General features: G+C 51.0%; 26 protein-coding genes. 19 read left to right on the forward strand and 7 right to left on the reverse strand.

Translation table 11 applies throughout. From position 1 onward, the window contains the following. Nucleotides 1-1315: 1315 nt before the first annotated feature. The 13 genes from argB (at nt 1316) to fsa (ending at nt 14173) form a co-directional block, all read left to right on the forward strand. Nucleotides 1316-2197: an acetylglutamate kinase gene (gene argB / locus FP815_10785; GenBank protein ID MBA3015422.1), complete on the forward strand. Its 882-nt coding sequence runs from the start codon at nt 1316-1318 to the stop codon at nt 2195-2197. Continuing rightward, complete coding sequence (locus FP815_10790; protein MBA3015423.1) at nt 2194-3393, forward strand: aspartate aminotransferase family protein; 1200 nt, start codon at nt 2194-2196, stop codon at nt 3391-3393. The genes argB and FP815_10790 overlap by 4 nt, the downstream gene beginning before the upstream one ends. A gap of 242 nt (nt 3394-3635) precedes the next feature. After that, nucleotides 3636-4544: an ornithine carbamoyltransferase gene (gene argF, locus FP815_10795; protein ID MBA3015424.1), complete on the forward strand. Its 909-nt coding sequence runs from the start codon at nt 3636-3638 to the stop codon at nt 4542-4544. A gap of 63 nt (nt 4545-4607) precedes the next feature. Then, nucleotides 4608-5810, forward strand: coding sequence for an argininosuccinate synthase (locus FP815_10800; GenBank protein MBA3015425.1), 1203 nt, complete (start codon nt 4608-4610; stop codon nt 5808-5810). Nucleotides 5811-5908: 98 nt separating this feature from the next. Further along, nucleotides 5909-7318 carry an argininosuccinate lyase gene (argH, locus tag FP815_10805; GenBank protein MBA3015426.1) on the forward strand — a complete coding sequence of 470 codons (1410 nt, stop codon included), beginning with the start codon at nt 5909-5911 and terminating at the stop codon, nt 7316-7318. Beyond that, a complete protein-coding gene (locus tag FP815_10810; GenBank protein MBA3015427.1) occupies nt 7315-8379 on the forward strand; it encodes a fibronectin type III domain-containing protein in 1065 nt (354 codons plus the stop codon). Before argH ends, FP815_10810 begins: the two co-directional genes overlap by 4 nt. Further along, nucleotides 8366-9631: a diaminopimelate decarboxylase gene (gene lysA, locus FP815_10815; GenBank protein ID MBA3015428.1), complete on the forward strand. Its 1266-nt coding sequence runs from the start codon at nt 8366-8368 to the stop codon at nt 9629-9631. Before FP815_10810 ends, lysA begins: the two co-directional genes overlap by 14 nt. Nucleotides 9632-9831: 200 nt before the next feature. After that, entirely contained in the window at nt 9832-10680 is an 849-nt protein-coding gene (locus FP815_10820; GenBank protein MBA3015429.1) for a diaminopimelate epimerase, read from the forward strand. A gap of 84 nt (nt 10681-10764) precedes the next feature. Continuing rightward, a complete protein-coding gene (locus FP815_10825; GenBank protein ID MBA3015430.1) occupies nt 10765-11646 on the forward strand; it encodes a 4-hydroxy-tetrahydrodipicolinate synthase in 882 nt (293 codons plus the stop codon). A gap of 202 nt (nt 11647-11848) precedes the next feature. Beyond that, nucleotides 11849-12658 (forward strand): 4-hydroxy-tetrahydrodipicolinate reductase, encoded by an 810-nt coding sequence (locus FP815_10830; protein ID MBA3015431.1) that lies wholly within the window; start codon nt 11849-11851, stop codon nt 12656-12658. A 110-nt stretch (nt 12659-12768) separates the two neighbouring features. Beyond that, a complete protein-coding gene (folK, locus tag FP815_10835) occupies nt 12769-13254 on the forward strand; it encodes a 2-amino-4-hydroxy-6-hydroxymethyldihydropteridine diphosphokinase (GenBank protein MBA3015432.1) in 486 nt (161 codons plus the stop codon). Continuing rightward, nucleotides 13245-13532, forward strand: a complete 288-nt coding sequence (locus tag FP815_10840; protein ID MBA3015433.1) for a YHS domain-containing protein — start codon at nt 13245-13247, stop codon at nt 13530-13532. Before folK ends, FP815_10840 begins: the two co-directional genes overlap by 10 nt. Further along, nucleotides 13529-14173 carry a fructose-6-phosphate aldolase gene (gene fsa, locus FP815_10845; GenBank protein MBA3015434.1) on the forward strand — a complete coding sequence of 215 codons (645 nt, stop codon included), beginning with the start codon at nt 13529-13531 and terminating at the stop codon, nt 14171-14173. The genes FP815_10840 and fsa overlap by 4 nt, the downstream gene beginning before the upstream one ends. Nucleotides 14174-14295: 122 nt before the next feature. Here the strand turns inward: fsa and FP815_10850 are convergent, their stop codons facing one another. Next, nucleotides 14296-15195, reverse strand: a complete 900-nt coding sequence (locus FP815_10850; GenBank protein ID MBA3015435.1) for a 4'-phosphopantetheinyl transferase superfamily protein — start codon at nt 15193-15195, stop codon at nt 14296-14298. A gap of 198 nt (nt 15196-15393) precedes the next feature. Between FP815_10850 and FP815_10855 the strand changes: the two genes are divergently transcribed. Then, the gene (locus FP815_10855; GenBank protein MBA3015436.1) at nt 15394-15954 is read left to right on the forward strand and encodes a CvpA family protein; all 561 of its coding nucleotides are present in this window, start codon (nt 15394-15396) and stop codon (nt 15952-15954) included. Here FP815_10855 and FP815_10860 read toward each other — a convergent pair. Then, nucleotides 15895-16599, reverse strand: coding sequence for a glycosyltransferase (locus tag FP815_10860; GenBank protein MBA3015437.1), 705 nt, complete (start codon nt 16597-16599; stop codon nt 15895-15897). The two genes, FP815_10855 and FP815_10860, sit on opposite strands and share 60 nt — an antisense overlap. Then, on the reverse strand, nt 16544-17161 hold the full coding sequence (locus FP815_10865; GenBank protein ID MBA3015438.1) for a glycosyltransferase: 618 nt from the start codon (nt 17159-17161) through the stop codon (nt 16544-16546). The genes FP815_10860 and FP815_10865 overlap by 56 nt, the downstream gene beginning before the upstream one ends. Before the next feature lie 142 nt (nt 17162-17303). Here FP815_10865 and FP815_10870 point away from each other — a divergent pair, with 142 nt between their 5' ends. Beyond that, nucleotides 17304-18023 carry a UPF0280 family protein gene (locus tag FP815_10870; GenBank protein MBA3015439.1) on the forward strand — a complete coding sequence of 240 codons (720 nt, stop codon included), beginning with the start codon at nt 17304-17306 and terminating at the stop codon, nt 18021-18023. Between the two features lie 7 nt (nt 18024-18030). On the opposite strand, the gene FP815_10875 is transcribed toward FP815_10870, so the two are convergent. After that, entirely contained in the window at nt 18031-18552 is a 522-nt protein-coding gene (locus FP815_10875; protein MBA3015440.1) for a cyclic nucleotide-binding domain-containing protein, read from the reverse strand. Between the two features lie 272 nt (nt 18553-18824). Here FP815_10875 and FP815_10880 point away from each other — a divergent pair, with 272 nt between their 5' ends. Next, nucleotides 18825-19502, forward strand: coding sequence for a hypothetical protein (locus FP815_10880; GenBank protein ID MBA3015441.1), 678 nt, complete (start codon nt 18825-18827; stop codon nt 19500-19502). Nucleotides 19503-19609: 107 nt separating this feature from the next. On the opposite strand, the gene FP815_10885 is transcribed toward FP815_10880, so the two are convergent. The 3 genes from FP815_10885 to FP815_10895 form a co-directional block, all read right to left on the reverse strand. Then, a complete protein-coding gene (locus FP815_10885; GenBank protein ID MBA3015442.1) occupies nt 19610-22063 on the reverse strand; it encodes a hypothetical protein in 2454 nt (817 codons plus the stop codon). Nucleotides 22064-22176: 113 nt separating this feature from the next. After that, nucleotides 22177-22572: a helix-turn-helix transcriptional regulator gene (locus FP815_10890; protein MBA3015443.1), complete on the reverse strand. Its 396-nt coding sequence runs from the start codon at nt 22570-22572 to the stop codon at nt 22177-22179. 29 nt (nt 22573-22601) lie between these two features. After that, on the reverse strand, nt 22602-23765 hold the full coding sequence (locus tag FP815_10895; GenBank protein ID MBA3015444.1) for an NAD(P)-dependent oxidoreductase: 1164 nt from the start codon (nt 23763-23765) through the stop codon (nt 22602-22604). A gap of 463 nt (nt 23766-24228) precedes the next feature. On the opposite strand from FP815_10895, the gene FP815_10900 reads away from it, so the two are divergent. The 3 genes from FP815_10900 to clpA form a co-directional block, all read left to right on the forward strand. Continuing rightward, nucleotides 24229-25551 carry a DNA polymerase III subunit delta gene (locus FP815_10900; protein MBA3015445.1) on the forward strand — a complete coding sequence of 441 codons (1323 nt, stop codon included), beginning with the start codon at nt 24229-24231 and terminating at the stop codon, nt 25549-25551. Nucleotides 25552-25712: 161 nt separating this feature from the next. Next, nucleotides 25713-26030 (forward strand): ATP-dependent Clp protease adapter ClpS, encoded by a 318-nt coding sequence (gene clpS / locus FP815_10905; protein ID MBA3015446.1) that lies wholly within the window; start codon nt 25713-25715, stop codon nt 26028-26030. Between the two features lie 2 nt (nt 26031-26032). Next, nucleotides 26033-26654 (forward strand): ATP-dependent Clp protease ATP-binding subunit ClpA (clpA, locus tag FP815_10910; protein ID MBA3015447.1); only part of this gene is annotated, 622 nt, incomplete at its 3' end.

Consider the following 26654-nt stretch of genomic DNA (forward strand, 5'->3'; position numbering starts at 1 on the left):
GCGTTGTCGGACCCGGTGACTGGCGAGGTCGTTACCTATGTTCAAGCTGGGACGATGAGTACATCTGTTCGGGTGACCGCAACCACAGGAGCAATTTCCACGCAATCGGACCTGCTCTATATCTCTACAGGTATTCCAGCACAGGATTCAATTTCTCTTAGCGCCAGCATTTTTAACATCGAAGGCGGGAATTATGACGGTAAAACAACCGATCTGACTGTCCGTTTGGCCGACCATTTCCATAACCCGGTGGTGGACGGCACCGTTGTGTATTTCACCAGCGAGGGAGGGGCAGTGGAGTCTGCCTGTACTACGAAGGATAATGCCTGCTCGGTGAAACTTACTAGTCAAAATTTTCGACCGCAAAACGGGCGAGTCACCATCCTGGCTCGGACTACGGGAGAAGAGGCGTTTGTGGATCTCAACAGTAATGGGACCGTGGATAATAGTTTGGAGATGTATGATGCCGATTATAATGCAACGGATATCGGTGAGGCCTATTTGGATTACGATGAAAACGGGGTGCGAGACCCTCAGAAGGAGCCGTATATAGATTTTAATGGAAATGGTCTCTTTGATGGCATAACTCTCGGAGGTAATGTTGGGGCTACCAGCTCAGGGGATGGCCTTTACAACGGATTGCTGTGCACTGCCGGAGCCAATATCTGTAGCGGGCAAAAATCTATTGATGTTCGGGCCAGCATCGTTATCGTCTTTTCGACCTCCACGGCTGTTATCGGTATTAATGGAGGGAATCCTATTGTACTCGATCCTTGTAGCGTGGCGGCAAAATCAGCCGGGGCGCCCAGCATTATTACCGTCATCGTGGTGGATCAAAACGGTAATGCCATGCCGGCTGGTACTAATGTTACTTTTGCTTCCGATAACGGGAGTATCGTCGGTCAAGGGACTTATACAGTTCCTAACACAGCTGGCTGCAACAGCTCAGCTCCTGGTTGTCCCCCCATCCCCTTAGGGACTGCGGCATTTGGTGCGATTTCGGTGACCATGAAGAGTGATGGAACATATAGTAAGGATACCAACTCCTGCACCAATTCTGCGGCCGTAGGAACGTTTAATGTCAAAGTGGTAACGCCTAATAGTGTGGTTACCGAAGCTTCGATGTCAGTATCCGATTAGTCCTCATGCTGGGTTGAGATGGTTTTGTGGCATTGTTTGATTTCAAGAAGTGAGAAAGACAAATAACCACTGGGGAGACTTCGGTCTCCCCAACTTTTTTTAGTACGCCCGAGAAGGGCTCTGAACGGTGGCGGCTAATGCGGAATGCGCGCCATGATCGAAGAAGGAGAGGCTGATGAAAACAGCGGTAGAAAAGGCAAAAGTTCTGATTGAATCCCTGCCTTACATTAAGACCTTTGCCAACAAGACGGTGGTCATTAAATACGGCGGCCACGCTATGGTGGATGATGCCTTGAAGCGGAGTTTCGCGCTCGATATTATTATGCTGAAATACATTGGCATTAATCCGGTCATTGTCCATGGAGGCGGCCCTCAGATCAACGAGTTTCTGAAAAAAATGAATATCCAATCCGATTATGTCCAAGGGATGCGGGTGACGGACGGCGCGACCATGGATGTGGTGGAAATGGTCCTGGTCGGGAAGGTCAATAAGGAGATTGTCAGCCTGATTAATCTCCATGGCGGGAAGGCGGTTGGTCTCTCTGGCCGGGACGGCGACTTGGTCAGGGCCAGGAAGATGAAGATCCTGAAGAGTCAGCTCAAGGATGCGCCACCTGAAATTATTGATTTAGGTCGGGTGGGTGAAGTTACAGCCGTCAATCCAGAGGTGCTGGAGGTCTTGGATGCGAAGGATTTTATCCCGGTCATAGCCCCGGTTGGAGTCGGAGATGATGGCCAGTCATATAATATTAACGCCGATCTGGTGGCCGGAGCAATTGCCTCGCGGCTCAAGGCGGAAAAATTGGTCCTGTTGACCGATGTTGCAGGGGTTCTGGATAAGGATAAAAACTTGATTCCAACAATGACGTGCGCTGAGGCTCGAGAGCAGATTGAGGCAGGAATCATTGTTGGCGGCATGATTCCCAAGGTCCGCTGCTGCATGGATGCGGTCTTGGCCGGAGTCAAGAAGGCGCATATTATTGATGGGCGTCTGGAGCACTCTATTCTGCTCGAGATATTCACCCGTCAGGGAATCGGCTCTGAGGTGGTGGCATGACATCAAATAAGGAAATTATTGATCAGAGTAGCGCCGTCTTTATCGGGACTTATACCCGGTTTCCAGTGGCAATGGTCGAGGGTCGGGGCTGTTATCTTAAAGACGCTGATGGTCGGGAATACCTTGATTTTCTCTCCGGGATTGCGGTTTGCAGTCTTGGCCATTGTCATCCGGTGGTGACCAAAGCCATCTGTGAACAGGCGGCGAAGCTTGTCCATGTCTCCAATCTCTTTCATACCGAGCCACAAACCAAGCTGGCAACAGCCTTGGTTGCTCACTCGTTTGCTGATCGGGTCTTCTTCGCTAACTCCGGCGCCGAGGCCAATGAGGCAGCAATTAAACTTGCTCGTATTGCAAGCGCAGAGGGTCGTTACGAAGTCATCAGCCTTGAAGGGTCATTCCATGGCCGTACCTTGGCTACGGTGGCGGCCACAGGGCAGAAAAAATTTCATCAGGGTTTTGAACCCATGCCCCAGGGTTTTGCTGCCGCTCCTTTTGGCGATCTCAAGGCTCTGGAAGCCATGATTACACCCGCAACCTGCGCCATCCTCTGTGAGCCGTTGCAGGGAGAAAGCGGGGTTCGGCCTTTGGAGCATGATTATCTGATGGGAATCAGAGAGATATGTGATAGGCACGGGCTCTTTTTGATCTTTGATGAGGTTCAAGTAGGTATGGGCCGGACCGGGACTTTGTTCGCCCATGAGCAGCTCGGAGTGACCCCGGATATCATGACTCTCGCCAAGGCTATCAGTAACGGTCTGCCGTTAGGAGCGATGCTGACCACTGAAAAAATTGCGACCGCTTTGGTGCCGGGAACCCACGCTTCTACCTTTGGGGGTAATCCGGTGTCCTGTGCTGCCGGGGTGGCGGTGTTAACGACACTGCTTGCACCCGGATTTTTGGAACAGGTTCAAAGCCGAGGGGCGTATCTTGCCCGCCGATTGTCGGATGTAGCCGTGAAATACCCGGACTTGTTTCAAGGGGTCCGCGGGATGGGTTTGATCCAGGGCCTGGTGATGACGGATGCCGGGGTGGCTCAAGGGCCAGGAATAATCAAGGCGCTTTTTGAAAACGGAGTGCTGGCTAACTTTGCTGGTAACGTGGCCTTGCGATTTATCCCGCCACTTATTGTCAGTGAGGAGGAGATCGACCTGATGATAGATGGTCTTGAGGCCGTGTTAAGTGGAATCTGCTGACTCTTTTTTTTCCCTAAAATGTGAGGGGATGGAAAAGTTGGCGTGGGTAAATTGATCTCTGTTGTGAGAACAAAGAGGAGGATTCTGGACTAGCCAGATGCGCTCATCCGTGCCGAGCGGGGTGAAAAAATGATTGCAAAATAGGACATATTTTGTATTGATAAAAATTTGGCCCAATCCTGATGTGGCAGCGGTTGCCATGACACCACGGTTGGGCCTGAATTATTTGTAGGTTAAAGGCAATGCATCTAACCAGTTTATGGGATTATGACGGGGCTCATCTTGCGGCATATATTGATCGCGCCCTGATTTTAAAAAAAGAAGCCAAGACCGGTGTTCGTCACCAAAGTTTGGCGGGAAAGATTATCGGGTTGGTTTTTGAGAAGCCGTCCACTCGTACTCGAGTTTCGTTTGAAGCGGCAATGTACGCCATGGGCGGACAGGTCATCTACTTGCCGGGGCGCGATACCCAGCTGGCTCGTAATGAACCACTGAAAGATATGGCCCGGGTTATGTCCCGTTATGTCGATGGGATGGTAGTCAGAACTTTCGGCCAGGAGATTGTCGATGAGCTGGCCCGTTACTCTACGGTACCGGTGATTAATGCTTTGACTGATTTGCACCATCCCTGCCAGATCTTGAGTGATATTATGACTGTCATCGAGAAAAAAGGCCGGATGCAGGACCTGCATGTCGTCTGGGTCGGAGATGGCAACAATATGGCCAATTCCTGGATCCAGGCAGCGGCCCGCATGGGTTTTGCCTTAACTCTGGCCTGCCCTCAAGGCTATGATCCGGATTCGACGATACTGGTTCAAGCTCAAAAAGATGCGGTAAAGCCAATTACCCTTGTGCGGGATCCTCTGCTGGCGGTTAAAGATGCAGATGCCATTAATGTTGATGTCTGGGCATCGATGGGACAGGAGGCTGAGGCAGAGGAGAGGCTTTCGATCTTTCAGCCCTACCAGGTCAATTCCACGCTCCTTAAGCAGGCCAAACCGGATACCATAATTCTTCATTGTTTGCCGGCTCATCGCGGAGAAGAGATCACCGACGATGTGCTTGAGGGGCAGCAGAGTGTGGCCTGGGACCAAGCTGAAAACAAATTGCATATTCACAAGGCGATCCTGGAAAAGCATCTGCTCGGCTGATCTCTTAACGGCCTTGTTCCATGAAAAATCCCTTTATAACTAACCTTAATTCCCCCTATTCAAATGACAGCACAGATCAATAAAATCGTTCTCGCGTATTCAGGAGGTCTCGATACCTCTGTTATTCTTAAATGGCTTGCTGAGGAATATCAATGCCCGGTTATCGCCTTTGCCGCCGATGTCGGCCAGACTGAGGATTGGGATGCGGTTCGGGCCAAGGGTTTAGCAACTGGCGCTGAAAAGGTAGTGATTTCCGACCTGCGCGAGGAGTTTGTCCGGGATTATGTATTTCCAGCCTTCCGTGCTAATGCCATTTATGAGGGATCGTATCTCTTGGGCACCTCACTTGCCCGCCCGATCATTGCCAAAGAACAGGTGCGGGTGGCGGAGCAGGAGGGGGGTGATGCGGTCAGCCATGGCGCGACTGGCAAGGGGAATGATCAGGTCCGGTTCGAGCTTACTTATATGGCTTTAAATCCCAAGCTTAAGATTATTGCCCCGTGGCGGATCTGGGACTTGAATTCCCGGACAAAACTTATGGCCTATGCTGAAGAACATGCCATCCCGGTGCCGGTAACCAAGGCCAAGCCCTACAGTTCGGACGAGAATCTTTTGCACATCAGCTTTGAGGGCGGCCTCCTGGAAGATCCATGGAATGAGCCCGAGGCCTCGATGTTCAAGTTGTCAGTGGCCCCTGAAGACGCCCCGGACAAGCCGATCTATATCGAAATTGAATACCGGAATGGCAATCCGGTGGCCCTCGACGGCGAGACCTTGAGTCCCGCCTCTATGTTGGCCCGGCTCAACGCCTTGGGTGGAGCCAATGGCATCGGCAGATTGGACATGGTCGAGAACCGTTTTGTCGGGATGAAGTCCCGGGGGGTCTACGAGACACCAGGTGGAACTATCATGCGTATCGCCCATCGTGATTTGGAGACCATCACCCTGGATCGCGAGGTGATGAAGATCCGGGACAGTCTGGTCCCTAGGTACTCTGAATTGATTTACAACGGCTTCTGGTTTTCTCCAGAGATGCGGCTGATGCAGGGCACAATGGATGCCGCACAGGCCACGGTCAGCGGGGTGGTGCGGCTGAAACTCTATAAGGGCAATTGTACTCCGGTGGGGAGAAAGTCGGAGAACTCTCTGTATCAGGAAAGCTTTGCTACCTTTGAGGAAGACGCCGTCTACACCCAGTCTGACGCCGGCGGTTTTATCCGCTTGAACGCCTTGCGATTGAAGATTCAGGCCTTGAAAGCTTTGTGATCTGGGATTGTGTAGAGCATTGCGAACCCCATTATTGCATGACTGAATAATGGTTTGTTGCTAAATTTGTTACTGTTAATTCTGTTAGAGCGCCATTCATGACCGACAATCAATCAAACTCCACCACTGCCCCGGCTAAACTGTGGGGAGGTCGTTTTGCTGAAAAGACCGCTGCCTCGGTGGAAGCCTTTACAGCCTCCATTCATTATGATGCCAGACTTTATCGCCACGATATCCTGGGTAGTCGAGCCCATGCCAAGATGCTGGTCAAGCAGGGGATGATCACTCCAGGAGAGGGGGAGAGCATTCAGCAGGGTCTTTCCGAGATAGAGGCTGAGATTGAAAACGGGACATTTATCTTCCGGCCTGAACTTGAAGATATTCATATGAATATTGAAAAGGCTCTGGTTGAAAAAATCGGGGCGGCTGGTGAGCGACTGCACACGGCCCGCAGCCGTAACGATCAGATTGCTCTCGATATTCGGCTCTATCTGAGGGAGGAGTCCGAGCGGCTGATGATGTTGTTGCTCACTCTGCAACACTCTTTTGTCCGCCTGGCCCGCTGCTATCAGCACACCATCATGCCGGGCTATACCCATCTGCAGCGGGCTCAACCGGTGCTGGTGGCCCATCATCTTCTGGCCTATGTCGAGCAATTTGGCCGTGATCGCGAGCGGTTGGCCGATGGTCTGAAACGGATTAACGTCATGCCCTTAGGCGTTGCAGCCTTAGCTGGCACCGGTTTGCCTATCGATCGTGAGTTTGTGGCAAAAGAGCTGAATTTTCCGGCTATATCCCGCAACAGCATGGATACAGTGGCGGATCGTGATTTTGCCATTGAGTTTCTTTCCGCCTGTACTTTGATCCAACTGCACTTGAGCCGCCTGTCGGAGGAGCTAGTGCTGTGGACTACCGAGGAGTTCTCTTTTGTCCGTTTGGCAGACAGCTTCTGTACCGGCTCCAGCATCATGCCTCAGAAGAAGAATCCGGATATCCCGGAACTGATTCGCGGCAAGACCGGCCGGGTCACCGGCAACCTGATGTGTCTGATCACGCTGGTCAAGGGGTTGCCCATGACCTATAACCGTGACCTTCAGGAAGACAAGGAGCCGATATTCGATACGGTGGATACCGTGAGTGCGAGCGTTGCTATTATGGCCGAACTGCTGTTGCACCTTGAATTTAACGAGGAGCGTTTGCATAGCGCAACGATTGGCGGTTATATGACTGCTACTGATCTGGCCGACTATCTGGTGAAAAAGAATGTGCCCTTCCGTCAGGCCCATGCCATTGTAGGTCGCACGGTGGCCTATGGACTGTCCTCTGGTAAGGAGTTGATCGAGATGAGTCTAGCCGAGCTGCAACAGTTTAGCCCCTTGGTTGAGGACGATGTGTTTGCCGTTCTGTCAGCAGAGGGCTCGGTGAATAGTCGGATCTCTCTTGGGGGTACATCGGGGCAGACCGTGGCTGCTGCTCTGGCGCAGGCCGAGGAAATGCTGGGTCTATGAGGAACAAGGGCGACGGCCGGGTTTGGCGGCTTCTGCTTGCCATTACCCTCTGTCTTACCTGCCTTGGCTGCGGGCGAAAGACGCTGCCGATCCCTCCGCAGGATGCCGTTCCTCTGCCGATTACCGATCTGCGTTATCAGCAGGATGAAAATAATGTAGTTCTGATCTGGAGTTACCCTGAGCAGACCACTGCAGGTTCAGATCTGCCTGGACTTCATTCGTTTTTGGTGCTGCGGGCAGTGGTTCCGAATGAAGAGTATTGCTCCGGCTGTCCGATAACCTTTAGCTCAGCGGTTGAGGTTGAATCGGGTAACGCCATTACTGATGTTAAAAAACGTGAGGCTCGTTATACCGAGACCATTCTCCGGCCGGGGCATCGTTATTTCTACAAGGTGCAGACCAAGGCTGGGTGGCGTCTGGTCAGTGAAGACTCGAACACCGTCAGTTTTGCCTGGGCCGCTCCGGTAGCAGCGCCAGGGGAGCTGATTGCTACAGCAGGTGATGGAAAAATAGAGTTACGCTGGCAGCCGGTGAGTACTTTGGTCGATGGTCAACCCTTTTCTTCGCGGGTTAACTATCAGGTATACCGGTCTTTGACCTCCGACAATTTCCGAACGGTCGGCGACCAGGTGGCCGAAATCTCCTATACGGATTCCGGGTTGAGGAACGGCCAGACCTATTACTATCAGGTTAGAGCGGAGCGTGAGTTAAACGGGACCCGGTTGGTTGGATTGGCCAGCCAGACTGCAGTTCAGACCCCGGCAGATTTTACCGCCCCAGTACCGCCGCGTGGCTTGACCGGAGTGGTAATTGATCAAGGAATTAAGTTGCTGTGGGAACGAAACAGTGAACATGACCTGGCCGGTTACAGAATTTATCGGCGTATGCCTGATGAGAAGAAATTGACCCTGATTGGTGAGGTTGGTCGGGAGGCGATGACCTATGTCGATCATCTGACTGAGGCTTCAGGTGGGTGCTATTGGGCCGTGACCTCTTTTGACACGGCAACACCAGCCAATGAAAGTGTATTTTCCAAGGAGTTGTATCATGAATCATTTTGATTATCGAGACAATGTTCTCCATTGTGAGGACGTGCCGGTGCCGGTGATTGCCGAAGCCGTTGGCACCCCTTTTTATTTGTACAGCGCCGCGACTCTTACCCGGCATTTTCAGGCGATTGATCAGGCCTTTTCCGAGATCCCCCATGTTACCTGTTTTGCGGTTAAGTCGTGTTCTAATGTTGCGATTCTCAATCTTTTCGGAGAGTTGGGTGGTGGAGCTGATATCGTCTCCGGAGGCGAATTGTTTCGGGCCTTGACCGCTGGTGTTGATCCCAACAAGATCGTCTATTCGGGCGTGGGCAAGACCCCGGAGGAACTGCGTTATGCCTTGAATAGTAAAATATTGATGTTCAACGTCGAGTCAGCCCAGGAGCTTGCTGCCCTCCAGGCGGTGGCCGCCGATCTGAATGTCAAGGCCCCCGTGGCGCTTCGCATTAACCCTGATGTTGATCCTAAAACTCATGCGTATATCTCTACTGGACTGGCTAAGAATAAGTTTGGGATGCCGATTGATACGGCGGCTGAGGTCTATGCCGAAGCCATGGCCATGAGCCATATCGAGGTGGTCGGGGTGAGCTGTCATATTGGCTCACAGTTGACCACGGTGGCCCCCTTTGTTGAGTCTATCAATAAGGTGATTGCCTTTATCAAACGGTTGGAGCAGGCTGGGGTTGCTATCCGCTATCTTGACATGGGTGGTGGTTTGGGTATTCGTTATGATCAGGAAGAGCCGCCCCTGCCCACAGAGTATGCCGCTGCGTTAAAAGAGGCGTTGGCAGCAGTGCCGGGCTGTGTCTTGATAATCGAACCGGGACGGGTTATAGTGGGCAACTCCGGGATATTGGTCACCAAGGTCCTATACACTAAGGCCGGGACCAAGCAGTTTATAATTGTTGATGCCGGAATGAATGACTTGGCTCGGCCTAGTCTTTATGGGTCATATCATGGCATCAGGTCGGTTGAGGATCGTGGTCAAGGGGAAGCTGTCGCTGATTTAGTGGGGCCTATCTGTGAGACGGGCGACTTTCTTGCCCGGGAGCGATCACTGCCGGTGGCTGTGGCAGGTGACTTGTTGGCAGTAATGAGCGCTGGGGCTTATGGATTCTCCATGTCCTCCAATTACAACTCCCGTCCTCGGGTAGCAGAGGTCATGGTTCGAGGCGGCGAGTTTCAGGTAATTCGCCAACGGGAAACCTTGGCCAGTCTGATTCGGGGCGAGAGTGTCCCCACCTGGGAGCAGGCAGGGGAATAACTTCAGGTTGATGGAGAATAGCGGTGGATGTGCTTATCCTCCATCTGTTGAGCGAATAGATAACTATCTTAGGTTAGCGGTGATCAGTTACCGGTTTACGGTTAACAGACTCACGGATACCAGTCATTGGTAACAATCACTAACCGTCAACCGACAACCGCAAACCGATAACCTGAGCAGTCTGGATGTGATTCAAGGTGATGACTAACAAATTTACGCATTTCCACTTCCCAATTTCTTTTACTAAGATGAGCGGGACGGGCAACGACTTTATTCTGCTTGATCACCGGCAGCCCTTTCTGGCCCCGGACGAGATGCAGGACTTTGCCCGATTGGTTTGTCGACATAAGTTTTCAGCCGGGGCGGATGGTTTGATCTTGATTGAAGAGGATGAGGAAGAGGACTTTCGCTGGCAGTTTTTCAACGCTGATGGCAGTCGGGCGGAGATGTGCGGCAACGGTGCTCGCTGCGCCGCCCGTTTTGCCTATCGTGCTGGGATTGCCCCGGCTTCGATGCGCTTTCGGACCGTGGCCGGAGTTATTGCCGCCGAGGTGGTGGGTGACGGGGTCAGGATACGGCTCACTTCGCCGACCAACTTGAAGATGGCCCGGGACTTGGATCTGGGCGTAGTGACCAAGATTATCTACAGTGTCAACACTGGGGTTCCCCATGTCGTTTGCTTTGTTGAGAACCTAGCCGAAACGCCGGTGGCAGAGTGGGGTCGGATTATTCGCTACCATGAGATCTATCAGCCAGCAGGGACCAATGTCAACTTTGTGGGAGTTACCGGGCACGGGCTTTCGGTTAGGACGTACGAACGCGGAGTTGAGGGAGAGACCATGGCTTGCGGCACAGGTGCAGTTGCCTCAGCTCTTATCGCTGTAAATACAGGTCAGGCCCAGAGTCCGGTCCGGGTTACCACCTCAGGGGGAGATGAGTTGATCATTCACTTGACGACAAGTGCCAGCGGTGATATCGACCAGGTCTATCTTGAGGGACCAGCCAAATTTATTTATGATGGGCAACTGCAGGCAGAAGCCTTGACGTAGGCAATTTATCCGGCGGTGGGCCATCCCGTTAGCCCGGCGTACTTATAGAATTTATCGAATCGACAATAGACGCGGAGAGAAGAAATGACACAGTTTAAAGGGGCATATGTTGCTATCGTCACACCATTTATTGATGGCAAGCTAGACGAGCAGGGGCTGAAGGATCTGATCGAGTTCCAGATTGCGGGTGGAACCAATGGGATTGTGCCCTGCGGAACTACCGGAGAGTCAGCGACCTTGAGCCATGAAGAGCATCACCGGGTGGTGGAGTTGACTGTTCAGACGGTCAATGGCCGAGTTCCGGTTTTGGCCGGGACTGGTTCCAACAGCACGGCAGAGACCATCGAACTCACCCGTCACGCTAAGGCTGCTGGCGCTGACGGCTCGCTGATGATCACCCCCTATTATAATCGGCCCTCCCCTGAAGGTCTTTATCAGCATTTCAAGACTGTGGCTGAGGCGGTGGATATCCCGATTATCCTTTATAACGTACCGAGCCGCACTGGAGTCAATATGACTCCGGAAACCGTGGCCCGTTGTGCCACCATAGAAAATGTTGTCGGGATCAAGGAGGCTACAGCGAACCTCTGTCAGATCAGTGACGTTATCCGTCTCTGTCCTAAGGGTTTTTCTGTGCTCTCCGGCGATGACTTTACCGCTTTGCCTACTATTGCGATCGGTGGCAGTGGATTGATTTCGGTGACCTCAAACGTCGCTCCCACGGACATGGCTGCCGTTATCAACCTCGCCTTGGCCGGCGACTACGAAACCGCGCGGCTTGCTCATTACAAGCTTTTTCCTTTGATGTATGCAATGTTTTATGAAACCAATCCGGTCCCAGCCAAGATGACCTTGGAGCTGATGGGTAAAATCAAATCTGGCGCTCCGCGTCTGCCCTTGGCCAAGATGACGGAGGACAATCTTGTTAAGCTCAAAAAGACCTTGAGTGAGTGTGGCTTGATTTAAAATTGATGGTCTTGCAAAAAGTCACGGGATGGCTAAGCAAAAGGGCTGATATACAAGGCGCAGTGTGCTTTTGCGAATGAGTCCACACATATGGTGTGCCGAATGAGCAAAAGTGCGCTGCAACGCAGTAGATCGGGCTTTTTGCGACGCCATCAAAATTGCTGATCAATGACGCCGCAACGTGGCGGAAGGGAGTACAAAAATGACGAAAGTGATTATTGCAGGTGCGGCTGGGCGGATGGGGAAGAGAATCGCAGCTATGGTCAATGACCATAAGGATCTGCTGGTGGCTGGTGGCTTTGAATTGCTTGGTAATCCTTGTGTCGGGATGGATATTGGTGAGGTGGCTGGGATTGGCCGCCTGGGGGTCGCCATCAGTGATGATATCCGCAAGATCATTGATGCGGGTGATGTGATTATTGATTTTACATTTCATGAGGCTACCATGCCCCTGGCCAGGATAGCGGCCCAGCACAAGAAGGCCATGGTTATCGGCACGACTGGTCTGACTCAAGAGAATCTGGCGGAACTTAAGGAACTGAGCAGGAACTTTTCCTGTGTTCAATCGCCGAACATGGCGGTTGGTGTCAATGTCTTGTTTAAGGCGGCCGCTAAAATTGCCTCAGTCCTTGGCGATGGCTACGATATTGAGATTGTCGAGGCTCACCACCGGATGAAGAAGGATGCTCCCAGCGGCACGGCACTGAAGCTTGGCGAGGTGGTGGCAGAAGCGGTTAACAGAAAGCTGGAGAAGGTAGGGGTTTATTCGAGGCATGGGATGATCGGCGCTCGTACTGATCAGGAGATCGGCATCCAGACCATCCGGGCCGGTGATATTGTTGGTGAACATACAGTTTATTTTGCCGGGGCTGGCGAGCGGATTGAGATCACTCATCGAGCCCATAGCCGGGACAACTTTGCCCAAGGAGCCGCCCTGGCCGCTGCCTGGGTTACTTCCCAGAAACATGGTCTCTACACCATGTTTGACGTCCTGGGGTTACAGGATTTTTAGCAGTGATTGCGAAAGAATTGCGACCGTTTCGGTCACTGCCCTTATCTTGCTACAAAATCCAGCTCAACTAACAAAGAGATGAAAAAACCTATTCAAGGGACAACGGCCTAATGGCCTTGGTTTTTATCGGTCTGGGTTCGAATGTCGGCGCTGGCCGGGTCAATCTGCGAGAGGCTTGGCGACGCCTGGGAGGACTCACCGGGGTGACTACGCTGATTTTGTCCCAGCCGTATCGTTCTGAGCCGGTGGGTATTGCCTCGGAACAGTGGTTCACCAATGCTGTGGGTGTTTGCGAGACTAAGTTGTCCCCCCATGAACTGCTTGCCCTGCTCTTGCAGACTGAGCAGTCTATGGGGCGTGATCGTACGCAAGGTAAGGATCGGGTGATCGACCTTGACATTCTTTATTATAACGACGTGGTTATCAGCGAACCTGAGCTTGTCATCCCCCACCCCGAGCTTGCCAACCGTCTTTTCGTCTTAGCCCCGCTTGCGGAGCTGGCCCCTGATCATCTTCATCCGGTAAGCCAAGCCACGACCTTGGTGATGAGACAGCGGGTGCTTGGACAGGCAGTGGATCAAATTTCCTGGGAGTAATCAGTTTGGGATTATTGCGTTTATTGTTGTTGGTCGGGGTGGGGTATATCCTGTACCGGTATTTATTTGGTAAGCGTGGCTCTTGTTCTTGTCACCCTAAGACAACGGCAACCAAGAGCGATCTGCTCGCAGGAGATATTTTGGTTGAAGACCCGTTCTGTCATACGTATGTCCCACAGCAGGGTGCGGAATCGTGCACGATAGCGGGGACAACTTATTACTTTTGCAGCCCGGAGTGCCGCAAAAAATTTCAATCCGAACCAAGGAGCAACGCATGAAATTCTTTATTGATACCGCAAACGTTTCCGAAATCCGTGAGGCGGTTGCCTTGGGCATGGTTGACGGCGTAACGACTAACCCGTCCCTGATTGCCCGGGAAAAGCGTCCTTTCGAAGAGATTATCAGGGAGATCACGGAGCTGGTCGATGGCCCGATAAGCGCTGAGGTCATCAGCCTTGAGGCCGCGGGTATGGTTGAAGAGGGTCGGAAGCTTGCCGCGATTCACAGCAATATCGTTATCAAGGTGCCGATGACGGCAGAAGGGCTGAAGGCCACTCGCATTTTTTCTGCCGAGGGGATCAAGACTAATGTCACTTTGGTTTTTTCAGCGACTCAGGCGCTGCTTGCCGCCAAGGCTGGAGCCACTTATGCCAGTCCCTTTGTTGGTCGGTTGGATGATATTTCCTTGATAGGAATGGACTTGATCGGCGATATTATGACCATATACGATAACTATGGCTACTCCACTGAGGTTATTGTCGCCTCGGTCCGTAATCCGACCCATGTTCTAGATGCGGCGCTGATTGGCGCTCATATCGCCACCATCCCCTTCAAGGTCATCTTGCAGTTGGCTCAACATCCGCTGACTGACCGAGGCATCGATAGTTTCCTGGCTGATTGGGAGAAGCGGAAGAAGTAGTGAGCAGGGTTGTTTTTGAGAGAGACTATCATCAGGTTACGGCGGGGCATCTTGACAAGGGCCCCGCCTTTTTTGTTGGTGAGGCGATAGGAGCTGGCGGCAGGTTGATCGATATGGGTCACTTAAAGGGGTATGAGTATAGAATAGTTGATGGTGATGGCCCAGGCATATCCTTCACTGAGGGCAAGAAAGACAGGAGGAAGAGGTTCGGGGTGGAGGCGAGGGCTGGTGCATCGGGCAATCAGCCCGTCGTGAGGAGTTTCTTCAAGGTGGCAGAGGTGCACTTCGTTGAAACTAAGAAGCGGATGGCAGGCTATCGCCTTGCGCAGAGATTCCTTGGCAGCCCAAAGGAGGGTGAGAGCCTCGGCCTCGCCGGTCTTTTGAAGGAGAGGGGCAGTTTTGAGCACGGCCTGTTCGGCGGAGGATGCAAATCGTTCCTGGACGGAGATGGCCTTGGCCGTGATTCTTTGGACGTCAAGGCCGCAGGGGGAGCGGGTAACGGCGAGGGCAGCCGCAACTTCTCCGCTATGGGAGATGGAGATTTCGGGGAGGGTTGGATGGCGGATGTCGTTGTCTGATGTTGAATCTACTCTACACTCTTGATTTAGCAGATAGGGGCGTCCTGCAGGATCATTATCGACTTGTAGGGAATGATAGGCGCTCTCGGTGGGGATGATATTCGGCAAGAGGTGAATAGCGGCCTTTTTGGCGGCGATTCGACCGCCTAACCACTCCCGTTTGCGCTTGGGAAAGGAAAAGGAGTTAAACCGAGTTTGTTCACAGGGATTAAGATATCTATTTTCCACGGTCTGTCCTTCACGGCTCAGATCAGCGCCGAGGCCTTTCAGTCCGATGACGGCTAAAGCCAAGTCGGACTCATCTCTCAGAAGCAAGGAACGGCAGGTGGTGATTTGATCGGCGGAGAGCAGTGAATGTTCCATCCAAGATTTGCAGGGAAACCCCTTGCTATTTTTCATGAAACCGGAAATGATTGGCGTCTGAGTAATGTTCGAAGTGTCCAAGCTGTCATTTTCAAACTGAATTTGTAACTCGGGTTTGCGGTTGACAGTTGACGGTGAGTAATCAGGCCAATGGTTGATCTCACTCACTAATATTATGCATCATACGATGATGCATGACTAACTACGCTTCTTTTAACCGTAACCGGTAACTGATCACCGCCAACTTGAGCAGTACCATATAACACATCAGGAGCCGCTATGACCGCACTGGATATCGGTGTGATTGCCGTGTCAGTTTTGTTTCTGGTCCGAGGCGTATGGATCGGATTTGTTCGTCAAATAGCTTTTTTACTTGCTTTGTTCTTGGGGTATGTGGCGGCGGGTACATATTACCCTTCATTGTCACAACACCTCTCTCAGGTCGGCAATCCGCAACTGCGTTTCGTGATAACCTATGCGCTGCTTTTTTTTGGCACATACGTCTTGATCATGGTACTTGGGGTAGGCCTGAAGAAAGTAATGCATATCACGTTTCTTGGCTGGTTTGACCGGTCGATGGGGGCTGTTTTTGGGTTAGGTAAGGCGATATTTATTTCTACCATGGTGTTTATGGCGCTAACAGGAATTTTTTCGAGCAACAGTGTTTTTATCCAAAAAGCTTTTTTTTCTCAGTACCTTACTGTCAGCGCCAAATGGATGACTTCGATCATCCGGGATAAGGATCTTCAACAAGAGCTGTTGCCCAAGCAGCCGGCCATCTCAGACTTTTTTTCCAATTCGGTACCAGCTTTGAAGTCGCTGGGTGGGGATGCCCGCTAGGTGGCCTAAGATGATGGCTTGATTGATCAGGGTGGTGCGCACGAGGCCTAGTTCTCGCCAGCGCCTCCCCGAGGTCAGCGCTGACGACTTGACTATGGCAATCCGGCCCTTTTGCTTTAGGCGGCGCACAAGAAGCACATCCTCAAGAAGGGGCTCATCCGGATATCCTCCTATCTCAATAAACGTGTGACGAGTAAGAAAGAGACCCTGATCACCATACGGCAGTTGCAGGGCGCGGGAACGGACATTAGTCATTGCTGATACGATCAAGGGGCCTGTTCCTGGTAGGTTGATCGCTAGGGAGAAAGCGCCTGCTATCACCCCCTCTTTGTTTAAGAGCGTAATGACCAAGTCGGCGAACCCGAGAGGGAGTAAGGTGTCGCCATGGAGGAAGAGAAGGATGTCACCCTGGGCAACGGCGGCGCCGGCGTTCATCTGTCGAGCTCGGCCAGGGGGTGATGAGATAACACGTGCGCCACGCTGGAGGGCAATTTTTTGCGTCTCATCGGCGCTGCCGCAGTCCACGATAAGGATCTCGCATACGTTGTCATCCGTGGCGCGCTCTATCGTTTGGGCGATGTGTTCGGCCTCATTCCGGGTGGGAATGATAATCGATATGGACAAGGTCTTCTGGGCGGTCGACATCATGAAGGGGGGGTAGTTGACTGACGGTCAAGGACTGGGCCCTGAGCAGGGTTTGCGCGAGCACAGTAGGAGTTCCCCAGTCAATATTTACAAAGAGCGCTGGAGAGGGAGTGGTGAGTCCAATGAGATAATAGCCTCCATCCTGGGCTGGCCCCAGTACCAGCGAGCTGTTCTCAAGGGTGGTGAAGGCTTGGCTGATGATATCATGAGTGAGTCCGGGACAGTCAGTGCCAATGATAACTGTTTTGTTTGCCCCCGAGGCAAAGGCCGTGTGAAAGGTGTGTTCCATTCGATCTCCCAGGGAAGCTCCTTTCTGTCTTATCAGGGTGTGCGGGCCGAGCCACTGTTTCATGGCCTCCAGGGACCCGCCGTGGAAGTGAATTTCGAGGACCGCGGCGGACTGGCTGCAGAATTTTTTGGCGTGAGCAAGGACGCGTTCGGTCATCTGTCGATGTAGGGCTGCTGCTCCGTCAGGCCCGAGTCTGGGAATGAGCCGTGTCTTGGTGGTGCCCGGTGTGGGAAATCTGGTGAAAATTGCTAGTATGTTAGGTTGTTGAGGCATATCGGACGAGGCTACAGCGCAATTTATTGATGATTATCTTATTCTGCAAATTGTTACGGGTATCATAGCATTGACGGCAAAACAAACAAAGCATAAATCAGGTAAGCGAGCCAGTGAGACTCCGGTCCCTGCCTCTTACTGCATACGGAGTTATCGGAGCAAGGTCGCGGCGGAGGGACTTGTTGCCTTCGAGGTTAAGCTTCGGGAAACCGATTTGCAGATATTGGCAGCCAGGGATTATTCTGAGGCGGCAATGGATCTTGTCCGGCAATGCCGGAATCAGTTAGAAAATTATCTGACAAAGACCCCGTCGTTTCTGTCGTCATTGAGTCCGTTGCCCCATGACCTGCTAGCTCCGCCAATGATTCAGTCGATGTACACCGCCTCTGCTGGAGCCGGAGTCGGACCGATGGCGGCGGTGGCCGGAGTTGTGGCTGAGTTTGTTGGCCGAGGTCTGCAAAAATGTTACGGGTTGACCGATATTGTGGTGGAAAATGGGGGAGATATCTACCTGCAGCGTCAGAGCGACGTTACAGTTTCTGTTTTTGCCGGCACCTCACCGTTGAGTCATAAGGTGGGGATCCGCTTGCGTGCGGATCAGATGCCCGCAGGTATTTGTACATCGTCGGGTACAGTGGGTCATTCTTTGAGTTTGGGTAAGGCCGATGCCGTGACAGTGTTTTCATCCTCAACAGCTTTGGCTGACGCGGTCGCAACGAGAATCGGCAATGAGATAAAAAATGAGCGGGATATCGATTCGGCGCTGGCAGTGGCCGCCGCAATTGACGGTGTGCGTGGGGTGCTGATTATTAAAGGTACTGCCATTGGTGTGTGGGGGGAGTTGGAGTTGCTGGAGTTATAAAGCAGAGTCAAGATTGTTTCTTGGTAAGCTCGGAAATTTTGGCCTCTTTGGACTTTAACTCGGCTTGGAGCCGGATGATTTCTTCATTGGTTATCCTAAGCCTGTCCGCCAGGGTTTCAGCAAAGAGCCTGAAAATTGTGTATTGAAAGACACTGGCTATCGATTTACGTTCGATATTGAGTTCAGCGCAATTAATTCCAAGAACCATGGTCTTGGTTAAGGCCCAGACGCTTGCGGAACGGGGAACTCCGTCAATTACCCCCATTTCTCCAAATAAATCTCCACTTGTTTTAAGTACGGCGAAGGTGTTTTCGCCCTTAACGATCTTCACTTCTCCTGAAACCAGAAAATAGATCCAGTTGTCTATCTCTCCCTTTTTGATGATAGTCTCACCAACTCCGTACTCTTTTAGCTTTCCTACGGCCAAGAAGGAAAGTATGTCTTCATCGGAAAAGGCCTTAAAACGTTCTATTCGGCGGAGTAAGTCTACAGCTTTAATGTTTTCTTTGAGGTAGTCGGTTTCGCGCATGGGGAGATCCTGGTGGAAGAGGAAAACAGGAGGACAATATTTAAATAATACGGAGAAGGTCTCAGGAAGTCAATGTCTAATCCCGAACTGTGGGGGGGCACGGTGTCCAAAAGGGGGGAGGGAAATTTATTATTGATGGAAAAGGTTTAACAGATTCCAATAGTTGTCGATATGATAACAGAATTATGACAAAGCTTGCACTGTGCAAATGCTGCACCTCATCATGATCATGAGGGATTGGTTATGGATACGATAAACGGTGGAGAGCAGAGATGATGCGCCGTCAGCCATGGTCAACAGATTCCAGGATGATTATGGAGATCATCAGCGGCCTAATCGACGGGCGGATACCGGTGACTTTACTGCGTCAGGGCAAACGACCCTTGCAGAGTCGGGTAATAGCATTTTATTCATATCGGCATATTCCCTATCTTCTGTTGGCTCGACCATTAGAACTTCGGAGTGCCTATCAGATTCAGGATTTGTTGTTTAAGATTAGGGGGATGCCGATATTAGGATTTTCGTGTCCCGTTACCCGAGAAAGTGATACTATCTTGGCAACCATGATGCCGCAGTCCCTGTTTTCTCTTGAGTTGCGCCAAGGGACCCGCATCGAGACTCCTCTTGGTTCGACCGCAACATTTTTTCTGAGGGGCCGCTCCCAAGTTAACACCAGTGTCATGGAGAATATTAGTTTAGGTGGTGTTAAATTATCTGGTCAACTGGCGCACGCTCTTGGCCCCAGAGATCTTGTTGGACCTTGTACCTTGTCGTTGGCGGGTAAGGATGCCGTGATTAGTCGAGAGGTTACTATTAATAATGCTGTGATTTCTCGGATCGAGAAGTCTGTGAAGCACCAGGTTTTTGGGGTTAAATTCGAGTTGACTAGCGTTGAAGAGCAGCAGTTGCGGGAGCATCTTGAGTTCTTGGGCAAGTTAAAGTTACGCTAGTTCAGTTTTGTGTAACTCAGGTGCCCTGCTTCTCTCCATCACAAGTGAGTTAAAAAAAGGCCCGGCACACTGAGCGCCGGGCCTTTTTTTGTCAAAACGCCAGTCGATCAGGGGGTGTGCGGGTGAATGGTATAGTTGGCACTGGTGTGGCAGGTGTTGCAATTGTTGCCGATGGTCGGTGCTTTGCCAGTTCCTTTGTTTGCTGCGAGGTTAATCAGCCGACCATCTTTGGCATGACACTTTGCGCAGGACATTTCATGGGTATCCCAGATTGGATCACCGTTGTGGCAACCGATTCCGGTGAAGCAATTTGTGCCTAAGGCTGTGACCTGGAGTTCATGGTCATAGGCATTTTTATGAGCGGTAAATCGAGAGCCGATAGTGGTGTGACAGTTGAGGCAGGTGTTGCTTGGTTGACCAACTCTCCCTGTGGCGCTACCGACCAGGGTGTGGATGTCGGTAGTTTTTAAGGAGAGATGACACCCTAGGCAGTTATTGTTATGGATCAGAGCTATCGAATCTCCTGAATGACAATGGGTGCAGTTTCCTTCCGGATTGGCAATTACATAGGAATTGGTGGTGTGATCTGCTGATGGGTGGTCCATCGTTGCTATCGCAGTTGCCTCGGCGGTGTGACAGGTCGTGCAATCCCCGCCGTTGTTATGCCCTGCCGCGCTGCCGACAAGGGCGCCGAATTGGTCGTGACAGGTGTTGCAGCCATTTCTGCCGTGCAGATCAGTGATCAGGTTAGCACTGGTATGGCAGTCAATACATAGTGTTGAGGTGGTGACTTCAACACTATGGTTTAAGGCATTGGCGTTGGTGTGGATAAAGAAATTCGTGTGGCAATTCATGCAATCGCCAGGACCCTTGGTAAGGGCGACCCCTTTGAGTAAGCCGGTGGGTGGGACATGGCACATCCCGCAGCTCCAGCTGTGGACGTCATTGACCGGGTCGCCGTCGTGACAGTTGGCGCATTGTGGAGTGGCTACCACCTGATTGGTGTGGTCATTTGACTTGGGATGAACAAAGAAGTTGACGGCAATTTCATTATGACAACGGGTGCAGTTTCCGGGTCCGCGTTGAGCGGCGCGTCCAATCAACGCTCCGCTGCCTGAGTAGGCGCCGGTATTGGTGTTATAGGTCAGATTATGACAGGTGGAGCAAGGGCTACCGTCGGGAGAGCCGTTGTGGTCGCGGTCACTATCATGAATGACGCTGACGACATCTTTATTGTTGTGAAAGTGGCAGCCGGTGCAATTGGGGTGTGGATCAACTTGTCCGAGGTGGTCAAACGCTTTGGGATGAGCGGTGAAGGCAGCCTCAATCGGGCTATGACAATCGTAGCAGGTGCCGGTTTGTCGAGTTTGACCGGAGAGTGTGGGCCACTTCGGGCTGGAGAACGGCGCGATCAGGCCAGGTAGAGTTCCTTTATGGCAGTTGGTGCAGTTACCACGGTGGGTATCGGTGATGATGTCTGACTGGTTGTGGCAACTGGTGCATGTGGTGCCAGCGCTGGAAATAAAGGTGTGGTCGGCATTGGTTGGTCGGAATCCCTGGCTGATGCTGTGACAACCAGTACAGGGTGCGGAGGCATTATGGGGGGATGCTGCAATTCTGGGGCCTGTTGGGTTGTCGCGGTCTGGCTGCAAGCCGTCTGAGTTGTAGTATTTGGTATTGGTGTGGCAGACTTGGCAGATCCCTTGGGGCGGGTTGGAGACGGGGTCAGCAGTGCCACCGGTCTTACCTTCGGCATAAGAAATTGAGGCGTCGAAAAATTTAACATCCCTGGCTCCTGAATTCGGGGTGTTGATAGTTTTTTTCAATAGTTGTCCATAGATGAGAGAGAATTCGGTGTCCGCTGTGTTATATGATATAGGGATGCTGCCTTGGACTGTGATTGTCCCGCTGCCATTGGCCGACCCTGGAATGATAGGTGTCGTCTCGATTGCTGCATTGATTTCAAAAGTGTTCTGTTGAGAATCTTTGATTAATAGAATAAGACCCCGCCCCGGAAGGCTCTTTTCCGACCAGAGAGCCGGATTGATCCAGCTCAGGTGCGCGTCGACATTTTTGTAGGAAAAGGTCGTGGTGTTGTTGCCGCTGTTAACTTGAAGGGATCCGGCGCTGATGGTGCCATTGACTAGATATAGTTCGGAACTCAGCCCTGGGTCAATGTTCAGCCAGCTCAGCTGCTCCTGGTAGTGAGGTGTGTGGCAGTCAAGGCAATTGGTGTCCCATGTTCCGAGGTAGGTGTCATGGGTGTCAGCCATTGATTCCCAGTTGTGGCCAATCTTATTAGGCGCTGTGCGTCCGGGAGCATGGCACTTGTTGCAGACGTCATTGGTTATTTGGGTATATGATGTGTTGCTGTTGGTTGCGGGGGAGTACTGCCACCATAGAGAATAAGCGTGGCAATCGCTGCACTTGACGCCTTGAGTTTCATTGTGTGGGGCATCGATGACCGAGGCGGAGGTTGGGGAGGGGATGCACCAGGAAATTAGGGCGAAGGCGCAATGAATAATGAATAACTTCTTGAGACAAAGGCGTAGGTTAATCATTTTTTTCTCCATCATCGATTTGAGTGAAAAGAGTATATACTTATGTAATCATTGCAAATTTATTTTACGAATTTGATAAGATTATCGGCCGGCAGGGCCGAAAAATTGAGGGTTTATTTAGTTTCTTCCACATCGGGAAGAATCGATTTCATGACTTCGCACTTATTGCAGATTTCCATTTTCTTTTTCCAACTTCGTTGAGCATCGCACTCACAGATTGTGCCGTTGATGAACCAACAAAGTTTCCCCGCTTGAAACTCCCAGGCCGGACATGCTTTTTTTCGTTTCGGAGGGCAGCTTTTGATGATCCAGCAGGGTTTGATATCGCTATCTCTTTCCCGTGTTCGGGAGAGGAGGAAGAGGATCTGCCGCTCTGCATGGGCGGGAATTTGACGCCATCCTTGCTCGTAGCTGTGCAAGGTTTTGATGGAGATGCCGAGGAGTTCGGCTAGTTCTTTTTGGGTTTTTCCGAGACTTTTTCTGAGCAGGCTGAAATGTTTTTTATCCATAAAAAAATCCTGAAGGGAGGTTATGGTTATTAAGAAAGATCTTTGTTGGGAAAAAGACAGAAATCATACATCGGATCTATTTTTTTGGTATGGACCAACTCGATCAGTTCTTGAGGATTGTTTATAAATTCCTCCGCCAGGGTTTTGGGGTGATAGAAAGAATCGTTATAGGATGAAATTAGGTTTAAGTGTTCCCAACGGGTCAGATAGTATTCAATGATGGCTGGCAATTCCGTGAAGATAGTGGTCGCAGGTTGTTGGAGACCGTAGCTTGAGTTGGCCAGTTTTGAAGAGGACAGTGTCTGGCTGCGGTAAAAATTTTCTAAGAACATCAACTCAGCAGGCATTCGTGCCTCGATACCGATTATACTTAATTTTTTCATAGTCCATTTCAAGGCGGATTTAAAGACTTTTGCCATCGAATAGGGAATATAAATCTCTTTAGGAAGCTTAAGTTGAAGATAGCGTCTAATGGTGAGAATGACTTGAGAGAGGGCAACCGGTTCCGGATCAACAAAATTGTAGGTTTGGCCCGAAAATTCATCCCGATGTGACAAAATGTGATGGATGAAAGGGGCGATTTTTTTTGAGTTGCTGTACGAGTGTTTGACGTCAGGCTTTGTCAGCATGCACGGAAGAGCCTGGTCAACAATGGAGAAAAAAAGCCGGTGAAATCCTTGGATTTTGTGGTCGTGCTTGCCATAGACAACAGCGAGCCTAATGATGGTGTAGTCGAGTCCCTCGGCCTCCTTGAGTTGACGGAGGGTTAACTCGGCCATGAGTTTTGATTTGGGATAATTGGCAAGGCCTGGGGTCAGGGGCAGGGTGTCTTCTTCGCTAAGATCTGTACCCGAAGGCATGGTTGCCGAAGAACTGAAGTGAATATAAGGAATGCCTAACTCGATTGCCGCCTTAGCTAGGTTGAGCGCACCGAGATAGTTGATTTCAAACGATAATATGGGGTCAGAGTCAATGGCGGCGATTGCCGTGTTGATAATAAAATCGGGTTTGATTTTTTTGAAATATTGCTTAATGTCATTGGCAACCCGTAGACTCAGTTTCTTACTGTTTGGGGCCAGCAACTCAATCTCTTCATCGGGGTGGGTCTTAAAGTAATAGGTGATAGCGCCGCCGATCAGGCCGGAGCCGCCGATGAGCAAACCAGTTTTCTTTGGTTTTGTAGCTTTGTTCATGGACGTCTGAGCCAGCTGAGCCGGAACCTGGCCGGTGTATTCCGTGCCAAGGGGAGATCTCATTTTTATTATCACGAGGTGTCGACATTGAGTCGAAAGGAGTTACGTAAAATATTAATGAATAACTATTCATTATATCCCTGAACTGTAAAAGATTGTGGGCCAAAGGTCAAAGGTAAAAAAAGCATTTTATACTTTTGTGTCGTGATTATAATGGACAAAAGTCTGCTGATAACTCAGACTGCATAGATGAGTCGATGATGCACCTTAAAGTGTGGTAGCTTGAATCCAAGGAATTTATTGTCTTCATCATCCGCTAGTCTGAACAGAGGGGGAATTCGAATCCTCCTGTTACGAGGAGTAGCCTCACGCTGTTTTCGAGGCGCCATTTCCATGCCAATCTATTGTCCCAAGTGTCCTGCCTGATATGCCAGCCTACCAGCGAAGTGATATTTCAAAAGTGATGACGGCCATTAAGCAGGGTAAGCCCTGTCCGGTTTACCTGTTAGTTGGTGATCGCTATCTGAGTTTACAGGTGGCTGATCAATTGGCAGAAGCCTTGATTCCTGATCAAGTGGTTCGCGGTCAGAATGTTAACCATGTCGATGGTGATCAGGAGGATGCAATCAATACTTTGAACCACCTCAAGACCTACGGTATGTTTACGGGGAGGCAGATATTTCGGGTATTGGATTCTAAACTGTTTCACTCGAAAGAGGTGGCTAAGACAATTTGGGATAAGGCTGTTGTTGCCCAAGGCAAGAACAATAGCAGGCAGGTGATCTCTTGCTTATCGCAGCTGGCAGCAATTGCTCAGGTGGCGATTGATGATCTGCCAGATATGTCAGCTGGACAATGGCAAGCCGCTTTTGATTTCGCCAAGAAGGATACTGATTGGCTGGTCGAAGTTTTGGGGGCAGTCGGAAAAGAGGCGTCTCCTATTAAAGCTGGCGGCGGAGCGGATCCGGCGGACTTGTATATGGCTGCTATTGAAGATGGTTTGCCGGATGACAATATTTTAATGTTACTCGCCGAAAATGTTGATAAACGTAAGAAGCTGTATAAGTGTATTCTTAAGTGTGGGGTTGTCATTGATCTTGCCGTTGCTGATGGCAGCTCCAAGGCTGCCCGTACTGAGCAAGATGCCCTGTTGGCCGATCTAGTCCGGCAGACGCTTGCCGATTTCGGTAAATCAATGGAGGCACGGGCGGTGCCGATTCTGCTTGAACGTGTCGGCTTTCATCCGGTGGCAGCGGTACGGGAGACAGAGAAACTGGCATTATATGTCGGAGAAGCTCCTCAGGTTTCTGTGGCTGATGTTAAAGAGCTGGTTAGTCGTTCTCGAGAAGATGCCTTATATGAATTGACTGAGGCCTTTACTGATCGGGATCTTTCTCAGGTGTTGATCATAGCGGGGCGGTTATTTGACAGTGGCGTACATCCGCTGGTGATGATTGCCGGTTTACGAAATCAGGTGAGAAAGCTCATGCTTGTCGCATCACTGCGACGGGGAGGTTCGGTGGAGTATGTGGAGGGGATGACGTTTCCTGTGTTCCAAAAGGGGTATCTTCCAGCATTGAAGGAGAGTAGGGGAGAGTGGCTTGCTCAACTACCGAGCCACCCGTATGCCCTGTACATGATGTTTGTGAAGGCCGGAAAGTACACTGTTGGTCAGTTAGGAGAGATTTTAAGCCACCTTTTAGCGGCAGAGTTCAGGTTGAAAAGCTCGGGACTGCCGCCGCTCCTGGTGATTGAGAATTTTTTGTGGCAGGTACTTGTTGAGTGATGGTTCGCAAGGGAGATTTTGTACTCCGAATGAAGTCACTTCGAAGAAAATTAACTTTTTCCTGGGCGAAATCTCGTATCCGTGCTTATGATAATTATTTGCAAGAGGTGACCAGGATGAGTTGCTTAACTTGTTGAAAAGATTAAAGGATTAATAGAGTTATGTCAAATAAGACCGTGACCAAGCATAAGGGGTGGGTTGAAGACAGGGCGCAAGACAGCTTGGTTGAGCCTCCACAATTTAAGGTCTTGCTCCATAATGATGACTATACCACTATGGATTTTGTAGTGATGATTCTGCAAACCGTGTTCAACAAAGACATGGTGACGGCGACAGAAATCATGCTTAACGTTCATAAAGCCGGAGTTGGTGTAGCTGGGGTCTATACCCGGGATGTTGCCGAAACGAAGGTAGCGGTGGTCCATGAGTTGTCTCGCAAGAACGAGCATCCGCTCAAGTGTACAATGGAAGAGGTGTGACAATGATCAGTACGAAACTTGAAATCGCCTTGGTTATGGCAATTCGTGAGGCCAAGGCCCACCAGCATGAACATGTTTCCGTGGAGCACATTTTGTATGGGTTGCTTCATGATGAGATGGCGGTACGGATTATCAATGGATGTGGGGGTAGCACAGGGGTGTTAAAGGAAAAACTGCGAGAGTTTTTTGATAACGAACTCTTGGGTGGCAGCCTCAAAGATAACCAGGAACCGCTGCAGACTATTGGTTTTAACCGCGTGTTGCAGAGGGCTGTCGCCCATGTACAGAGTTGCGGCAAGAAGGAGGTGGATTCTAGCGATGTGCTGATTGCTATTTTTGGGGAGCGCGATTCTTATGCCGTGTATTTTCTCCGCGCTGCGGGACTTACCCGTCTTAATGTCCTTGAGTTTATCTCCCATGGTCATGGGTCAGACGAGGGGGGCAGAAAGACGCCTGACGGAATAGATGATGCTGGTGAACAGGGACAGAAGGAGAAAGACTCCTCGGCGCTCGAAAAGTTTACAATTAATTTTGCTGAGTTGGCTGCAAGCGGCAAGATCGACCCTTTGATTGGCCGCAATCAGGAGTTGCAGCGGGTGATGCAGATTCTTTGCCGCCGTAGGA

Source organism: Desulfobulbaceae bacterium, from assembly GCA_013792005.1.
GTDB lineage: Bacteria > Desulfobacterota > Desulfobulbia > Desulfobulbales > VMSU01 > VMSU01.

Excerpts from the sequence above, each read along its gene's own strand:
- argB (MBA3015422.1), top strand. The coding sequence starts at position 1,316 with ATGAAAACAGCGGTAGAAAAGGCAAAAGTTCTGATTGAATCCCTGCCT.
- FP815_10790 (MBA3015423.1), top strand. The coding sequence starts at position 2,194 with ATGACATCAAATAAGGAAATTATTGATCAGAGTAGCGCCGTCTTTATC.
- argF (MBA3015424.1), top strand. The coding sequence starts at position 3,636 with ATGCATCTAACCAGTTTATGGGATTATGACGGGGCTCATCTTGCGGCA.
- FP815_10800 (MBA3015425.1), top strand. The coding sequence starts at position 4,608 with ATGACAGCACAGATCAATAAAATCGTTCTCGCGTATTCAGGAGGTCTC.
- argH (MBA3015426.1), top strand. The coding sequence starts at position 5,909 with ATGACCGACAATCAATCAAACTCCACCACTGCCCCGGCTAAACTGTGG.
- FP815_10810 (MBA3015427.1), top strand. The coding sequence starts at position 7,315 with ATGAGGAACAAGGGCGACGGCCGGGTTTGGCGGCTTCTGCTTGCCATT.
- lysA (MBA3015428.1), top strand. The coding sequence starts at position 8,366 with ATGAATCATTTTGATTATCGAGACAATGTTCTCCATTGTGAGGACGTG.
- FP815_10820 (MBA3015429.1), top strand. The coding sequence starts at position 9,832 with ATGACTAACAAATTTACGCATTTCCACTTCCCAATTTCTTTTACTAAG.
- FP815_10825 (MBA3015430.1), top strand. The coding sequence starts at position 10,765 with ATGACACAGTTTAAAGGGGCATATGTTGCTATCGTCACACCATTTATT.
- FP815_10830 (MBA3015431.1), top strand. The coding sequence starts at position 11,849 with ATGACGAAAGTGATTATTGCAGGTGCGGCTGGGCGGATGGGGAAGAGA.
- folK (MBA3015432.1), top strand. The coding sequence starts at position 12,769 with ATGGCCTTGGTTTTTATCGGTCTGGGTTCGAATGTCGGCGCTGGCCGG.
- fsa (MBA3015434.1), top strand. The coding sequence starts at position 13,529 with ATGAAATTCTTTATTGATACCGCAAACGTTTCCGAAATCCGTGAGGCG.
- FP815_10855 (MBA3015436.1), top strand. The coding sequence starts at position 15,394 with ATGACCGCACTGGATATCGGTGTGATTGCCGTGTCAGTTTTGTTTCTG.
- FP815_10860 (MBA3015437.1), bottom strand. The coding sequence starts at position 16,599 with ATGTCGACCGCCCAGAAGACCTTGTCCATATCGATTATCATTCCCACC.
- FP815_10865 (MBA3015438.1), bottom strand. The coding sequence starts at position 17,161 with ATGCCTCAACAACCTAACATACTAGCAATTTTCACCAGATTTCCCACA.
- FP815_10875 (MBA3015440.1), bottom strand. The coding sequence starts at position 18,552 with ATGCGCGAAACCGACTACCTCAAAGAAAACATTAAAGCTGTAGACTTA.
- FP815_10880 (MBA3015441.1), top strand. The coding sequence starts at position 18,825 with ATGATGCGCCGTCAGCCATGGTCAACAGATTCCAGGATGATTATGGAG.
- FP815_10885 (MBA3015442.1), bottom strand. The coding sequence starts at position 22,063 with ATGATTAACCTACGCCTTTGTCTCAAGAAGTTATTCATTATTCATTGC.
- FP815_10890 (MBA3015443.1), bottom strand. The coding sequence starts at position 22,572 with ATGGATAAAAAACATTTCAGCCTGCTCAGAAAAAGTCTCGGAAAAACC.
- FP815_10895 (MBA3015444.1), bottom strand. The coding sequence starts at position 23,765 with ATGAACAAAGCTACAAAACCAAAGAAAACTGGTTTGCTCATCGGCGGC.
- FP815_10900 (MBA3015445.1), top strand. The coding sequence starts at position 24,229 with ATGACGGCCATTAAGCAGGGTAAGCCCTGTCCGGTTTACCTGTTAGTT.
- clpS (MBA3015446.1), top strand. The coding sequence starts at position 25,713 with ATGTCAAATAAGACCGTGACCAAGCATAAGGGGTGGGTTGAAGACAGG.